The 14,840-nt window shown below is 41.1% G+C and carries 12 protein-coding genes and 1 pseudogene; 4 read left to right on the forward strand and 9 right to left on the reverse strand.

All coding sequences use genetic code 11. From position 1 onward, the window contains the following. Positions 1 to 168 precede the first annotated feature (168 nt). Positions 169 to 324: pseudogene (locus tag IQ276_RS40615) on the reverse strand (transposase family protein); the annotation flags it as partial. Between the two features lie 342 nt (positions 325 to 666). Then, positions 667 to 885 (reverse strand): Hfq-related RNA-binding protein, encoded by a 219-nt coding sequence (locus IQ276_RS19770; RefSeq protein ID WP_193913577.1) that lies wholly within the window; start codon positions 883 to 885, stop codon positions 667 to 669. Positions 886 to 1,017: 132 nt separating this feature from the next. Here IQ276_RS19770 and dapF point away from each other — a divergent pair, with 132 nt between their 5' ends. After that, positions 1,018 to 1,881 carry a diaminopimelate epimerase gene (gene dapF, locus IQ276_RS19775; RefSeq protein ID WP_193913604.1) on the forward strand — a complete coding sequence of 288 codons (864 nt, stop codon included), beginning with the start codon at positions 1,018 to 1,020 and terminating at the stop codon, positions 1,879 to 1,881. 148 nt (positions 1,882 to 2,029) lie between these two features. Here the strand turns inward: dapF and IQ276_RS40725 are convergent, their stop codons facing one another. The 5 genes from IQ276_RS40725 to IQ276_RS19800 form a co-directional block, all read right to left on the reverse strand. Beyond that, entirely contained in the window at positions 2,030 to 2,449 is a 420-nt protein-coding gene (locus IQ276_RS40725) for a 4Fe-4S dicluster domain-containing protein (protein WP_193913606.1), read from the reverse strand. After that, a complete protein-coding gene (locus IQ276_RS19785) occupies positions 2,449 to 4,053 on the reverse strand; it encodes an FAD-dependent oxidoreductase (RefSeq protein ID WP_193913579.1) in 1,605 nt (534 codons plus the stop codon). Before IQ276_RS19785 ends, IQ276_RS40725 begins: the two co-directional genes overlap by 1 nt. A gap of 205 nt (positions 4,054 to 4,258) precedes the next feature. After that, positions 4,259 to 5,215: an aldo/keto reductase gene (locus IQ276_RS19790; RefSeq protein WP_193913581.1), complete on the reverse strand. Its 957-nt coding sequence runs from the start codon at positions 5,213 to 5,215 to the stop codon at positions 4,259 to 4,261. Positions 5,216 to 5,290: 75 nt separating this feature from the next. Continuing rightward, a complete protein-coding gene (locus tag IQ276_RS19795) occupies positions 5,291 to 6,202 on the reverse strand; it encodes an exosortase-dependent surface protein XDP2 (RefSeq protein ID WP_193913583.1) in 912 nt (303 codons plus the stop codon). 584 nt (positions 6,203 to 6,786) lie between these two features. Continuing rightward, positions 6,787 to 8,016 (reverse strand): AAA-like domain-containing protein, encoded by a 1,230-nt coding sequence (locus tag IQ276_RS19800; protein ID WP_193913585.1) that lies wholly within the window; start codon positions 8,014 to 8,016, stop codon positions 6,787 to 6,789. Positions 8,017 to 9,022: 1,006 nt separating this feature from the next. Here IQ276_RS19800 and IQ276_RS19805 point away from each other — a divergent pair. Both IQ276_RS19805 and IQ276_RS19810 read left to right on the forward strand, forming a co-directional pair. After that, positions 9,023 to 9,400, forward strand: a complete 378-nt coding sequence (locus tag IQ276_RS19805; RefSeq protein ID WP_193913587.1) for a hypothetical protein — start codon at positions 9,023 to 9,025, stop codon at positions 9,398 to 9,400. Positions 9,401 to 9,823: 423 nt separating this feature from the next. Continuing rightward, entirely contained in the window at positions 9,824 to 11,305 is a 1,482-nt protein-coding gene (locus IQ276_RS19810) for a bifunctional metallophosphatase/5'-nucleotidase (protein ID WP_193913589.1), read from the forward strand. 209 nt (positions 11,306 to 11,514) lie between these two features. Here the strand turns inward: IQ276_RS19810 and IQ276_RS19815 are convergent, their stop codons facing one another. Next, the gene (locus IQ276_RS19815; protein ID WP_193913591.1) at positions 11,515 to 12,936 is read right to left on the reverse strand and encodes an AAA-like domain-containing protein; all 1,422 of its coding nucleotides are present in this window, start codon (positions 12,934 to 12,936) and stop codon (positions 11,515 to 11,517) included. Between the two features lie 892 nt (positions 12,937 to 13,828). Continuing rightward, positions 13,829 to 14,224, reverse strand: coding sequence for a hypothetical protein (locus IQ276_RS19820; protein ID WP_193913593.1), 396 nt, complete (start codon positions 14,222 to 14,224; stop codon positions 13,829 to 13,831). An 84-nt stretch (positions 14,225 to 14,308) separates the two neighbouring features. On the opposite strand from IQ276_RS19820, the gene IQ276_RS19825 reads away from it, so the two are divergent. Further along, a complete protein-coding gene (locus IQ276_RS19825; RefSeq protein ID WP_193913594.1) occupies positions 14,309 to 14,566 on the forward strand; it encodes a hypothetical protein in 258 nt (85 codons plus the stop codon). Positions 14,567 to 14,840: the final 274 nt, after the last annotated feature.

A 14,840-nucleotide genomic window follows, 5' to 3' on the forward strand; every position in this document is an offset into this window, starting at 1 on the left:
AGCCTCCCTTTCTTTATTGCAATTACTTGCTGACTATCTAAATACAAACATGCAAAATATAGCACATAATCATAATATAGTAATTATTTCTGATTTCTGAACAAGACTCACAGAAAACCTTAGTCATATGATGTCCGGCAAATCACTTATAATATACTAATCCGAATTTTGTGCAAAAAGCCGTGCAAAAGCATAGGAGGGAATACCATTTGGTAGCTCTAAAAATGTTTTTAACCACTAGTACTTCGCGCAACCGTATGTCTCTATTGCCACCGAACCATCAGATCCACTAATCACAGCACATAGGGCGATGGTCATAATATCGCAGGACTGACGTACAGGTAACGGAAAATCCTAGACGCACAGCGGTGAAGCAGCGTCGTCTTGGGGGTTTCCCCCATGAGCGACTGCTGTTAGCGCAGCGTTAGCGACGTTAGGAGCGTCACCTGGAGGGCTTACCGCAGAGGAGGCAGAGGACAGGGAGGAATAAGAGTTTGAGAGGTTTTTGCCTAAGTCCTATATCGATTCATTACTCATAGCTAAGATACTTCCAATAAAAAAAACGTCCCATCGCTGCGGGATGCTCTGCAAACGTAGGGGCGCACAGCTGTGCGCCCCTACCATGTACCTTATTCAAATGAAAATCGCTATATATTCTCTCTATTCCTAACTTGTTTTTGGTTTAATATAAGCGATCGCTTGTTTCCAAATAGTAGTTTGCTCGCTATTTTCATCTACAATGCATACACAATGTGGGTCTTGCCATAAAACCCTTCCTGTGATTACATCGCCAGTCAGCAACTTGAACTCTGCTGGGGTTGTTTGTTTAATCAGGCTTTGAACTTGTCTAATACTAGGCAAAGAGGTGTCAAATTCAGTAATCATAGTCATTAGTCATTAGTCATTAGTCATTGGTCATTGGTCATTGGTCATTGGGCATTGGGCATTGGTTATTCACAAATGACAAAAGACAAGTGACCAATGACAAAACACAAATATAATTTATTGATTTTGCAAATGGCAATCGAATTTACTAAGTATCATGGTCTAGGCAACGACTTTATTCTGATTGACAATCGCTCGTCTTCTTTGCCTGTAGTGACTCCAGAGGAAGCTATTAAGTTGTGCGATCGCCATTTTGGTATTGGCGCTGATGGTGTAATTTTTGCTCTACCTGGCGAAAACGGCACTGATTACACCATGCGGATTTTCAACTCCGATGGTTCGGAACCAGAAATGTGTGGTAATGGTATTCGCTGTTTAGCTGGCTTTTTGGCAGACTTGGAGGGTGAATCCCGCAATCAAGACTCATATCGCATTCATACCCTGGCTGGTGTGATTACACCCCAAATTCTACCTAACGATCAAGTGAAGGTGGATATGGGTTCACCCAGGTTACTTGCTGCTGAAATTCCTACTACCCTTACACCTGCCCAAGAAAAAGTCATTAATCAGCCCTTAGAAGTGGCAGGGCAAACTTGGGAAGTCACCTGTGTAAGTATGGGAAATCCTCACTGCATTACCTTTGTGGAAGATGTCGCCGCAATTGAGCTAGAAACCATAGGCCCGAAATTTGAGCATCACCCAGTTTTTCCCCAACGCACAAATACTGAATTTATTCAAGTAGTGCGCCGCGATTATCTGAAAATGCGCGTCTGGGAACGGGGTGCAGGGATTACCTTAGCTTGTGGTACTGGTGCTTGTGCTTCTTTGGTGGCTGGTGTGCTAACTGGAAAATGCGATCGCACTGCCACTGTAGAATTACCAGGGGGGCTATTACAAATTGAATGGTCAGAAATCGACCAACGAATTTACATGACAGGCCCAGCTGAACGGGTATTCACAGGTAAACTTTCTCAAGTCTCCAATTCTGAATCCTAAGTCAAATCGTAGGGTAGCACAGCTGTGCTACCTACTAGTACAGCACGGCGCAAATAAACCAACCATTTAAAATGTCTCAAACCCTTATGAACAAGTAATTACGAATTACGAATTACGAATTACGAATTACGAATTCCGCCTTGCGGTACTAGTGTATTCCACTATATCTACAGGATTTACCCTCTGCCCCTGCCCCCTGTCCCTCTGCCTCTGGTGTGACTTTCTCATTCTCCCGTCCTACTCTGTTGAAACCCCTGAGTTGTCGCGTTGGATCTTTCTCAGTCCCTCCCATTTTGCCGCGAGACCAACCCATGTGACGGGTGTAACTACCTAGCAAGTTTTGGGCAATTAACTCTTCGGAGTCAACTTGATCATCGACTTCGGCGTGAGGCGACACATAAAGAGCATCCACAGGACAATACAGTTCACACAAAAAGCAAGTCTGACAATCTGACTTGCGAGCAATTACGGCTAACCCGTCGGCTCCAGAATCGAATACATCGCGTGGGCAAACTTTCACGCAGATATCACATCCAATACAGCGATCGCCATTCACAATTTCGATCATCACGCTACCTCTTTCCACTGATTTTGTTCGGTAACAACCACAACATCATCGATACCATCGGTCAAGATTCGCCGTGTTTGTTGCACATCGGTTGTTGTGAAATCCGTGCGTCGGTGCATTCCTCGGCTTTCCTGGCGGGCATCTGCACTCGCCCAGATCCAGCGAGCTGTGGCTGTCATTGCCGCCGCTTCCCTTGCCCGCACCGCATTGCGACCTTCGCCTACCAGATGATCGCGAATATCCTTCCATACTGCATCCAGACGTTCCCGCGACAGCCCAATCCTGTCTCCAGAACGAAAGAAATTGACATCCAGGGGCAAAGTTTCAGCCTGAACAGCACTAATCACTTCTGAGATCAGTCCATCTTCTATCTGGTGTTTACGGGGACGCAAACCCGCTTTACCTAAGCCATGAACCAAGCGTGTCTCTGCTTTGTCGCCAAGGGAGGCTGCAAAAACTGCCGCTGCATAACCGCTCCAAGTGCCGCTGGCAATAGCCCAGGACGCATTAGGGCTTCCTCCCCCGGACACAGCCCCTGTAAGATTTTCACGAGAGGCTGCATCCCCGGCAACATAAAGTCCGGGCACTGTTGTAGCGCAATCATCATTGATGATTTCCAGTCCGCCGACTCCGCGAACAGTACCTTCTGAGCGTAGTGTGACTGGGAAGCGCTGCTTAAATGGATCTAATCCGATGCGCTCAAATGGTAAAAAGCAGTTAGGCTGACCCTGGCGCAACCAATCATGTTCAACGGGATTGCCGCGATCCATCAGGGCATATACTTTTTCACCTGCTATTAGCTGGCGGGCGATGCGTACAGATCGATCTTCCCCTGTCTCTGGCAAAGGAGAACCATCTTCCAAATAAAAACTAGCAAAGGAGAATGTTAGCCCTTTGGTTACTGAAGTATGAGCGGGTGCCAAGCCATATTGGGAGGAAAACTCCATGCCAGATAGTCTGACGCCTGCTTCTGCTCCCATAAGATAACCATCGCCGGTATTGCCGTCGCAACCTAGTGCATGGGACAGAAAAGCGCAGCCGCCAGTGGCCAGCACCACGGCACCTGCTCTGACTTCCCAGCGATTCCCACTGCGCGGATGGATACCTGCCGCACCTGCGATCGCACCATCCGCTGAAAGTAGTTCCAGTGCGGGATGATGGTCAAGAATGCGTACACCAGCAGCGATCGCTCTTTGGCGCATGAAGCGCATATAATCTGGCCCTCGCAAGTTAGCACGATAGGGATTGCCTTCATCGTCAAAAGGAAAGGGATAGCCGCTATTTGCTAAGTCATCTAAACCTCTTTGCGCCTGCTCGATGGCACGCTGCAACCAACGGCGATCGGCAAGTCCTGTTGACCGCGACAACCGCCGCTCAATTTCTGCATCACGTTGTGCGCCTTTGGGAAGATACCACGCCCCAGTATTGGATGGAGCTGTTGCTCCTGACGTACCGCAATATCCCTTATCGGCTAGGACGACGCGGGCACCTTGTCTTGCCGCAGAAAGGGCTGCCCAAGTGCCAGCAGGACCACCACCTAAAACTAAAACATCGGCTGTAATCACACTCTGTGCTGACGGCATCTGAAAAGTTTCTGTATTCATAAACTCATAAATTCCTGAGATTGCTTGATTTCAAAGTCTTAAAGAGTTAATTTTTCGCTTGTTTTTTTGTGGCTACATTCTTTATTAAATGAACCGCAAAGGACGCAAAGAGCGCAAAGTAAGAAATAAGTTAATAATTATTTAATGCAAGTTTACAGAGAATTACTATTAGAAAGCTTGAGAAACAACTAGTTGCCAATCTCTTTTATGAACTGGCTTGATTGAGAAGACTAATAGCATCTTGGTCGAGATGAAGATTGACAGCTTTGATGATATCGTTGAGTTGATCGAGGTTTGTTGCACTAACAATAGGAGCGGTGATGGTCGGATTAGCAATTAGCCACGCCAGAGAAACTTGGGTGGGAGTAGAATTATAAGTTTTTGCTACTCGATAGATTGCCTCTAAAATTGCGAAACCACGAGGATTTAAATATTTTTTTATCGCATTACCACGGGCACTAATAGACAAATCTTTTTCTGAGCGGTATTTACCAGATAAAAAGCCACTAGCAATGGAAGAATAACTAATCACACCAATTTCATGTTCTTGGGAAATTTGTTGTAAATCCTGCTCATAACCATCTCGGTCATACAAGTTATAACGGGGCTGAAGGCTTTCGTAGCGAGGATAGCTATGCTGACGGCTGATTTCTAATGCCTGTAGCAGACGAGAACCACTATAATTTGAAGCACCAATCGCACGTACTTTTCCCTGACGAATCAATGAAGCGTAGGTTTCAAGAGTCTCTTCAATTGGAGTACTTTCATCGTCAATATGCGATTGATATAGATCGATATAATCAGTTTGTAACCTTTGCAATGAGTCTTCAATACCTTGTTGGATGTGTTTATGAGAAAGTCCTTTGCCTTTAACACCCATATCGCTGCCAACTTTAGTTGCAATCACCACTTGGTCACGATGACCACGCTGCTTGAGCCATTTTCCTAAAATTGTCTCAGATTCTCCACCTTGGTTTCCTGGAACCCATTTAGAATAAACATCGGCTGTGTCAATAAAATTACCTCCAGCCGCTATGAAGTTATCTAAAATCTCAAATGAAGTATTCTCATCAATTGTCCACCCAAAAACGTTGCCACCAAAGGATATTGGTGAGACTTCTAGTCCTGAACGCCCAAGTTTACGTCTTTGTGTAATGACCATGATTTTTCTCTCAAAACAGTTTTAAAATTATTTCCGCCAACTATATTACTTGAAGTGTAAAAGCTGATTGCTAGATCAGGGTGTAACTGTTCTTTTACGCTTTAAGATAATCCCTAAGCCACTGGCTACTAGTACGCCCACAATAGTAGTGGGTTCGGGAACAACTTCAACTTTTGCTGCCACAACCTTGAAATCTGGCCCGTTATCGTTAGGAATATTAGGAATCAGCCCGTTATTGTTAGAGCTGGTTAATCGCAGTGTTTTGGTGGTGATTCCATCCAAAGTAATACCGATAGAACCAATATTGAAAGGCCCATTGTTAAGGATAGGAGCAACCACAGTACTGATGTTATAGTCGGCTTTTGTGTAGTTTTGCCTCAATATTTTGTAAGTTGCTATAACTGCATTATTGTCATCCAAAGCTTCAACTAATAAATCGCTATCGCCTGCAACTGTTCCACCTGCTGTTCCGCCACGCTCCCAAAAAAAGAAGGTATTCACGGGATTTGCGAAAGAGACCTCGATGCTAGCTTTATTTGCATTTTCTCGCGTTACCAAAATGCTATTCAGATTTAAGTTGCCCAAACTGTCAGCAATGTCTTGAGCGGTTGGGTTTGGTTTTGAAGGTCCTTCTACAAGCAAGTCGTCGTCGGCAGTATTGAGGCCTCGTCCTGAATTCAGTACGCCTAGTACACTGCTATCGGGGAGCGTGTAAGTGTCGTTTTGCAGAATCTCTGCTTGCTTGACAACTTCAAAATTGCTAATGCTTCTTCCATTAAATTCCACTGAGTCCAGGCGGATATCCCTTGTAGGATCATTAAGCAGATTTCCTGTAGGGTCGTTAATAGGAGTAGCTGTGACATTAGTTTTAAACGAAAATCCGGTAAATGATGCTGCCTGAGCAGGTGCTATCACCATTAGGGAGGTTATTGATATAGAAGCAGCACTTGTGGCGATCGCGATCGTTTTTGCAAAGATAGTTCTCATTTGTATTTCATCTCAGTAGACACCATAAACAACTCGCCTAACTGAATCAGATAGATTAGGCAGGAAAAAATCGGTCGCACAGCCTAAAATATATGCAACCTTTCCTCCGCTTCTGCAAAAAGCGAATTCCTAGACTTTTCCATACTTCGGCGAATTAACCCTTCAGTTTTTGAAAGCCTTTAATAAGGAATTTGATATTTACTACGGTAAATCTGTAAAATTACCGTAGTTTAATATCCCATAGCTTTTTGTCTATGTCAATAAGCTATGAATAACACTCATGATTCTTGTAGGGTAAGCCAGACAGCCCGCTCGAATATACAAGGGACAGGCTATGTGGTCTATCCGACAAAACCATCAAAATCATTAGACTTCTTGCATAAATCAAAAAAAGAACCCCACCCCGCCTTAGCAAGGCTACGGTGTATACACAAGTTAGTAAGGGCACGGCACTGCCGTGCCCCTACGAGAAATCTATCTGTATCAAGGTTTTCGTGAAATGGTATTAGGCATTGACAGGAAATACCAAACATGGGTCATTCAAAAACCACATCTTTCGTAGGGGCACAGCACTGCTGTGCCCTTTATTGAGGACTGAGCATTGCTCCCCTTGTAGCACTGTTTCGGTGAGTTAACACCCATTCAAAATTGAAGATAGTCTGGTAAATAGGATTTTTAATTCTCAGATAGCCGTTGTGCTTCTCGACTAATCCCGATAGTAAAAGCTCTGTCTGTTCTGGGCTATCGTCAATAGGTATAGGACATGGGGCACTAGTTGTTCTTTTTCCCCGTATTTCTGCTGATCTTTTACTACTGTACGCCTCTGCTACCTCTGCTTGCAATATCTGGTGATAAAGACTTAGTAAGCGTCCTGCCTGCTGTTGGTTGAAAAAAAGTAGGCGATCGCGAATGGTGCGAAAGTGTTGTGGTTCATCTTGTGATTCCCAGTCTTGGATAATGTGCGATCGCACCAATTCTTCTACCCAACACGCTTCAGTTTTGGGAGATAAATCAATTTTCCCAGTTGATGTTTTTAAGGCAGTTTGCATAACTAGCTGACAGAGTTTTTGGGTTAAAAAAGGTTGTCCCCCACTCCAGTAGATAATCTCTTGCAACACAACTTCTGGTTGGCTGATGACTTTCTTTAACCCTTCTAGCAATGGTTTAGCTTCATCTAATTGAAAGTCAAATAACTCTATAGCCGTACCAATGTTAAAAGGTGTTTGGTGTTTGTCTGCAATTAAGCCCGATGGACTGGCTACTCCAAATAATGCAAACCCCAAACGTTGGAAATTTGAGTGGTATGCCTGTTGATTGTAGCAATAACGAATCCAGACAAAAAAGTCGTTAACAGGAAAATTCAAACTCAGCAGACTATCAATCTCATCAATGAAGATGAAAATACCCTCTGTTTGACGATCGCTCTTGACATTTGGTAGCAAAATTTCTTCAACAAACTGGTATAGTTTTTGCAGAGGATAAAGACTCGCTTGCATCTTCCACCACTGGTTAAAGTTAACCTGTTCTGCCAAATTTAAGCCGTATAACAAGCTGATGATGATGCTTTTATACCATTGTGCTGGTGTAATATCGTCACTAACTAATTGCGTCACATTTAAGTAAACACATTTATAGCCTTCTTGCTTGAGGCGATGACTTGTTCGCTGTAATAAAGATGATTTACCCATTTGGCGAGAGCTGAAGACGTAGCAAAAATGACCAGCTTTCAAACTAGTATAAAGTTTGTTGTCTGCCTGACGTACAATGTACGTGGGATCATTGGTGTGGAGACTACCGCCAACTTGGTATCTCATTTGAGGAAACCTAAAAGGGACTTGGGATTGGGTACTGGACTATGGAGCATTGGGAAGAGGCTCTAGGGACTAGGGGGAGAATGAAGAATTACCTCTTTCCCCTCTGCTCCCCAGCCCCCACTGCCTATTCCCTTATTTAATAAGGGACTTCCAGAAAATAAATTATCCCAAATTATTTTAGGACTTACGCAAAAACTCTCTGAAACTCTTATTTCTTCTCTGCGAGACGCTGCGCGAATGTGTCCTTTGCGTCTAGGTTTTTTCATGATTTTGCGTAAGTCCTGTATTTATACATTTTCGGGTAGGACAGCTGTGCTACCCGACTATGGAATATTTTTTCCTTGGAAGTCCCTAATTTAGTTTTGAAGCACAATCATTAAACAATTATAAATATTTTTTGAAATAAGTGTAGTACAATCTGTTACTTTTACTAGTGAAGTCTGCTATTTGCAAACCCAAGTTTTTTCGTAATAAATCTTTGATTGCTATCTGAATTTAGCAAAAAATTCGTCTATTTTTGTTTTGACATTTAAGCACGGCGATCAAATAATCGCCAAGTTATGTCTTAAGTAATCCAAGCGATTAGAAATCGCGGCTACACAAACTCTCGTCCGCCTGCGCGGACTAACGCAAAAATAGGGTTTCAAATTTAATCTGACGAGAGTAATAAAAGAGCGTTAACTGTCTTAACTGTCTTAACTGTCTTAACTGTCTTAACTGTCTTATTAACTATTTTTTTAACTGTCTGATCTGGCATTGCCTTTTATTAGCAATAATGAGAAGATACAAACTTGGCAAAACAAAAGGCATTTATCGGCATCCCGATTACAGGAATCCGATTTGATTTGAAAATGACTTACTTATTTAAGCAATAGGCAAGAGATAATTAATCTTTACCTATTGTAGTTTACCTATTTATTGCCTATTTCCGAGTTTAAAACTAAGTTCGCAAATCCAATACGAGTCCTATATCTCAATTCCCTCTCTGTTCTTAGGAGTAAAAATCATGACTTCATTAAACCAAAGAAAAAGTCAAATATTAACACAAGGCAAAGATATTCAATTGTCTGGGAATACGATCAAAACGGAAAAATTTGCTATTCAAAAAACCCTACGGAATGGAGGTAAAATCAGATTCAAAATTCGTTATTCTGCTGAATTAAAAGGTTTCTGTCTGCTGGAAGTTTTTTTAATGAAAGCGGACGCTGAAACACAGGTTGCTAGCATGACTATTCCTAACGGTGGCTCTACGGCTAAGGCTCAAGAACAGGAGCAAGAATTTAGTATTTGGGAGCCAGGAGATTATTACTTCTTTTTTAAAATGTCTTCTAATAATGGAACATTTTTAATTGAGGAATATCAGCTTTATTGGTTAGCTACTTAATTATAACTTGGTGTCAATAATTGTCATTTGAATCAGGTAACAGGCAATATATATCAGGGTTTCAGTCTACTGCATTTTTATTCAGATAGTTTTATTTGATTGTGCTAACTTGCTTAGTTGCGCTGCGATCGCTTTGCTAACTCAAGCTGAAACTACTCAAAATGTCAATCAAAATTTATCATTTGTATAGTTAAATTCGCTGAATTAATAACGAGCGATCGCTCCTTAAATGTAATAACCAGAATGCGGATGATCTGACCCTTTCATTACAGTAGTTAAAATGGATGTAACTGGAATTAAAGAAATGTAAACAGAATATAACAAGGCTATTGCTAAGTTAGATTGATCAGCGTGATATGATCCGATAGCCATTATTGCTTAAATTGTCATAGCGATCGGGTTAATTCTTTGAGGTAAAAAACGATGACAACGACTACAGAGCGGTTCAAAAAGTTTACGATTTTACATTCCAATGATATGCATGGAGACTTTTTGGCAGAAGCTAAGGGTGCCGAGGGTCATCTAATTGGTGGGCTGTCGCTGCTGTCAGGATATCTGAATAAGGTGCGTCAAGAAGAGAAAAATACACTTTTTGTCATTTCTGGCGATATGGTTCAGGGATCTATGATTGATACTGAATACAAAGGTATTTCAACTATAGAAATCATGAATTACCTCGCTCCTGACGTAGTAACTTTAGGAAACCACGAATTAGATTATGGTTTTCCTCACTTACTTTTCTTGGAAAAGATGGCGAATTTTCCCATCGTCAATGCCAACTTATATATTAAAAAGTACAATAAACGATTGATGAATCCTTATCTAATCCTAAATGTAGATGGATTTGATATTATGTTCATCGGAATTGTAACTGAAGAAGTGCTTAACTCCTTAAGACTTGACACGAGTATTGGTACATTTGTCAGTTTGGAAGATGCCGCAGCAGAAGTAGGTAAGATTTGCGATGCATACAAAAATGATGATATTGATCTAACAATTCTGCTGACACATATCGGTTTTGAACAAGATCAAAAACTAGCTGCAATGCTAGATCCGGTCTGGGGTGTAGATATGATAATTGGTGGGCACTCTCATACATTTTTAGAACAACCAGCCGAAGTCAATAACATTTTGATTACACAAGCAGGAGTTGGTACAGACCAAATTGGACGTTTCGATATTACGGTGGACGACGATACTAACAGCATTGTTGAGTGGAAGTGGCAACTCATCCCTGTGGATAAAAATCTTGCAGAGCCAGATGCCGAACTAGAAAAGTTTATTAATCTTTTCAAAGAAGAGGTAGACCGCAAATATAATCGACTGATTTGCCGATTAACACGTCAATTGACCCATCCTCAGCGTGAAGTAGAAACTGAATTGGGTAACTTAATTACTGATAGTTTGGCTGAATCAGTTATGTCTGATGTAGTGTTGGTAGCAAGTGGTTCAATACGTGTAAAGCAGTTAGGTCCTTTAGTTACATTGAGCGATCTTAAAGGAGCTTACCCTTATGACGGTCCACTTTTTAGACTTAAAGTTACTGGTCAACAACTCACTCAGATATTTACACATATCATGAGAGCAGAAAACAGAAAACCAGGTGAAAGTCAATGTTTTCAGGTAAATAAAGGTATTAAGGCAGTTTACAATGATGTAGAAAAAAGGCTTGAGTCTTTAAGTATTAATGAAACTCCCGTGCAGGCAGATAAGCAATACACCATCTGTCTACAGGAATATTTTTACAAAAGCTCAACTTTATGTCTAGGTATAACCCCTGAAGAATTAACAAAATTAGGCGATGCAAAAGTAGTCACAACATCAGCCCAGAATGTTCTTGAGGAATACTTTAGCTCTCACCAACTTCTTAATAGTGATGTCGAAGGCCGATTGATATATAAATAGGTAGTACCCCAAGGCAGAAGTAAAAAATAAAAAGTAAAAAGTTTATAGGGTAAGTTTTTCAAGGATTTTAAATGGTTCGTCTATTTTGGCGAACCAGTAATCTGACATCAGGGCGCAAATAAACTTAGCATGTGAGATAGCTAAAAAGCCTACGAAATCAGACTTCTTTGTTTTCACTTTTCTATTTTTACTTTTGCCTTGCAGCCTCATCATTCAAAAAATGTGGATAGTTGTTTTTCAAAGTAAGCGCGATAGAGTTCGCAACGCGGTAAGATGCGATCGCTCTGGTAGCGAATCAACCCCAAACTTTCGAGTTTATAAGCATCAACGGGATTGAGAGAAAAGTTTTGCGTTCTGGTGACAACTTCAGCATATGCCTTTGCTAAATTGGGTTTTTCTTGCAGAATTGCCCAGTGTCGCCATAAATGATAGCGGTAGATGCCACCATTAGCGATCGCCTCTTCTATGAGATTTTCTAAGGTGATTCCTTGGCAGCATAGATAATACAGACCAATCCGAATCAGTGCTGGATGTCCCCCCACTAGCGACATCAGTCGCGTAACCTCGTTTCCAGAAGACCAGTTTAACCCATGTCTTCTGGCTAAATATTCTACTTGCTCTTTAGTAAATTCACTTAGGCGGATAGGTAGCCCCATATTCAATGGCGAGTGGTTGATATCTTGCCAGACATAGACATCCGTGGAGTAAACCACCACTAGCCTCAGCTTTTGCAAGTTGATATCTTGTCGTGCTGCTTCATACCAAGAGTGTAAGCAAGCAAACAACTCCTGAGCAATTTGAGGATGTTCAAAAAAGCTGTCAATCTCATTCAATACAAAAACCACTGGGCTTTCGCTCTGCTTGAGTAAATAAGATTGTAAGTATAAAGTGCAACTCAATTTAGAACCTATGTCATCATTCCAGCTATCATCGAGCTTCGGATCAATGCCTAATTCTGTTGCAACTCGCCAGCAAAGAGAACGCAAAAGCTTATTTAAGTCTGTCAGACAGCTGGCATCGATTTGGTTACAATTCAAGTTCACCGTGCGATAACCTTGCATCTGTGCAAAAGCTAATAACCGTAGCACCAGAGAGCTTTTACCCATCTCTCTTGGCGCTCGAATCCAGATCAAAGAACCTGGTTGAGTGACTTCTCGATAAACCAGTTCTTCAATGGGGGGGCGATCGACATAAAAGGGCGAATCTAGAGGCACCGGGCCATCTGGATATGACCAAAGATTTTCAAATTGTTCGCGGTCTTGGGTAATAAATGATTCTAAGTACAAAGACTGCGATAAATTTACTTCTTCTGTATCTAGACTCAGTGAGGAACTTTTAGAGTTTTCAGTATTATTCGGTTCGCTTAGGATTGTATAGTCTTCACTGCGTAATTCTAGCTTAAAGGCACTAAAGCACAATTTTAGGGTTTTTTGATCTACACCTCTATTCAACGACCATAATCGGCTGAGAGTTTTAGTAGAAACATGCATCCGAACCCGTAGATCTTGTAGAGTAAAGCGATCGCCTCTATTTTGTGCCTTTTCCACAGCTAAAATCGCCGCTTGCAATCGCTGTAACCCAGTAGGAGTTAGCACAAGTCCCCGCTTTCGCGTGCCCTTAAGTTGTTTCATATCGCTAATTATTAATCTACTTTTTTTGTTAACTACCTTCAGTGTGTCTTTATTGTTCCATGTTTTCAAACGCTTACTCAACTGTTATTTGAATGTTATTTTTTACTTATTTTATAGTAGCAAAGATTACCCTAATTTTTACTGAGGCTGCCAAGTAAGTGGGTGCAAATAAACATAACTATTAATTATATTTACAGTAATTTGCGATCCCCTATAAGTACTCATTGTCTACTTAAGTTTTCACTTCATCTGGAAAAACCAATGGCAAAAGATTCCTTACCTACTAAGGAAAAATCAAAACTCAAAGCCTCTTACTTTTAGAAAAGACGTTTTCTAGATGCAAGTAAAAAGTTAACCTATTCTACAAAAACTGTGGGTAGCAATTTTTCTAATTAAATGTACGGTTAACTCGTAGATTAATTACTGGTACGTTTGTAATAAGTGTCCTTTGCTACTTTATAATAACGAATAATAATCTTGATATAAATAAGTTTATTTATGCTCAACTTGCTAGGATATTATCTAAATTTATTTAACTAACTTATTTGGTATTAATCTAGATTTTGGAGTGCAGATCCATCCAACAAAATTGAGAAAAATCAACGCCAGATTTTACTTCCTCGCTGCTTCCGTAGTCAGGTATCTTTTACCTAAACTTTAGTTATAAATAGAATAGGTGTCGAGGCACAGCAATGCTGTACCTCGACACACACAATGTATTTTAGGGACTTCCAAATAAAAAAATATCCAATTATTTATTGTGGGGTGGGCGTCTCGCCCGCCCAGTTCATAGGGCGGGCAAGATGCCCACCCCACAAGATTGGATAATTTATTTCTTGGTAATCCCTTATCGCACTAAAAAGCTGTAAGTATAGCAGCTTTTACACAACATTTAGCGTTTAAGTTGCTTAGAGACATCTTTGCCAGCCTGTGCTGCATTATCTTGTACATCACGAGCAGTTTTCTGGGCACCCTCTACGTACCCCGAGCCAAATTGTTTAAAGGCTTCTGCTGACTCTTCTCCAATTTTCTGAAGTCGTTTACCAGGAGAGCCTTCTGTTTCACGAGCTTCTTTATTCCACTCCCCTGTTGTTTTCGGTCTTCGAGAATCATCTTGTTGTACCTGTTGACGAACTCTCTGGCCTAAGTCTTGATTACTGTACCCAGAAGCCATATTCGTCGTTAGTACCAGAAAACCAACTAAGACAACAGCTAAAAAACGTTTTACCTGAAGTCCTTTAAGCAGGAAACTGATATGACTAGTTGCTTTAGAAATCAAATTTGTCATGGGAATGAAGTTGCTTTTTTCAGTACAAATAAAGACTAACTATAAAAAAATAATTATCCTTCTAACAAAAGACATATCTCATTTGTGAAAAATCAAAGCTTTTTAAATCCTGGGGAAGATGTGATTTGCGATCAAATCACAAGATTTAGAACCACGACTTATTTAATAAATCGGGGTTCTCGTTATTCACAAATGATTAAGCAGCGCTATATGCTCAAGAAAAGAACAATAATTTATAAGAAGAATTCAGAACTCAGGAGTCAGAAAACAGGGATGAATTCTGTACGAGTGGGTGACGAATATTGGTTAAAAGCGAGTGGAATGGTGGGCGAAAAAAATTAAAATATTCTCGCTTTAAAACTCTATCCCTTTATGGGTAGAGTATTCTGAATTCTGTTAGCGCAGCGGGGCGTAGCCCATTCTGTATTCTGACTCCTGTTTTATGATTTTGAAAATAAAAGAAATTTTGGGTTTTTCCTTAGCTTCAACTTCTCTTTCCATTTTTGGAAAATACTCTTCAAGCTTGCTACGCCCAGAATCTACCACAAAAGAAAGTCTGATGGCAGCGCACTAAGGTAGCAATGAGTGAAATTGGCAACAATACTTTGGAAATAGG

The organism is Desmonostoc muscorum LEGE 12446, assembly GCF_015207005.2.
GTDB lineage: Bacteria > Cyanobacteriota > Cyanobacteriia > Cyanobacteriales > Nostocaceae > Nostoc > Nostoc muscorum.

Bases quoted from the DNA above. Each gene is read 5' to 3' on its own strand.
- IQ276_RS19785 (WP_193913579.1), bottom strand. From the start codon at position 4,053: ATGAATACAGAAACTTTTCAGATGCCGTCAGCACAGAGTGTGATTACA.
- dapF (WP_193913604.1), top strand. From the start codon at position 1,018: ATGGCAATCGAATTTACTAAGTATCATGGTCTAGGCAACGACTTTATT.
- IQ276_RS19805 (WP_193913587.1), top strand. From the start codon at position 9,023: ATGACTTCATTAAACCAAAGAAAAAGTCAAATATTAACACAAGGCAAA.
- IQ276_RS19790 (WP_193913581.1), bottom strand. From the start codon at position 5,215: ATGGTCATTACACAAAGACGTAAACTTGGGCGTTCAGGACTAGAAGTC.
- IQ276_RS19800 (WP_193913585.1), bottom strand. From the start codon at position 8,016: ATGAGATACCAAGTTGGCGGTAGTCTCCACACCAATGATCCCACGTAC.
- IQ276_RS40725 (WP_193913606.1), bottom strand. From the start codon at position 2,449: ATGATCGAAATTGTGAATGGCGATCGCTGTATTGGATGTGATATCTGC.
- IQ276_RS19815 (WP_193913591.1), bottom strand. From the start codon at position 12,936: ATGAAACAACTTAAGGGCACGCGAAAGCGGGGACTTGTGCTAACTCCT.
- IQ276_RS19795 (WP_193913583.1), bottom strand. From the start codon at position 6,202: ATGAGAACTATCTTTGCAAAAACGATCGCGATCGCCACAAGTGCTGCT.
- IQ276_RS19820 (WP_193913593.1), bottom strand. From the start codon at position 14,224: ATGACAAATTTGATTTCTAAAGCAACTAGTCATATCAGTTTCCTGCTT.
- IQ276_RS19810 (WP_193913589.1), top strand. From the start codon at position 9,824: ATGACAACGACTACAGAGCGGTTCAAAAAGTTTACGATTTTACATTCC.
- IQ276_RS19770 (WP_193913577.1), bottom strand. From the start codon at position 885: ATGATTACTGAATTTGACACCTCTTTGCCTAGTATTAGACAAGTTCAA.